Genomic DNA, 201 nt, shown 5'->3' on the forward strand with positions numbered 1-201 from the left:
AACATCCGCAAAAGCATTGCCCCGTCTCTCTGGAGTCAGGCAAAGGAATCCGCCAGAGGCAAAAGTCGCAAATCATGCGATCTGAATGCCTACATCGAAAATGCGAGAATCAAGTTACATCAGATTTTTTGTGAGCTGGAAGAACAGAACCAGGCTATAACGGCACGTCTGTTACAGGAAATATTTTTCGGACAGGACAAA

The 201-nt window shown here is 45.3% G+C and carries 1 pseudogene; it reads left to right on the forward strand.

The window, feature by feature from the left end:
* Positions 1-201: pseudogene (locus DXA74_RS16675) on the forward strand (site-specific integrase); the annotation flags it as partial.

The sequence above is a fragment of the Bacteroides sp. OF04-15BH genome (genome assembly GCF_003477995.1).
Classification (GTDB): Bacteria; Bacteroidota; Bacteroidia; order Bacteroidales; family Bacteroidaceae; genus Paraprevotella.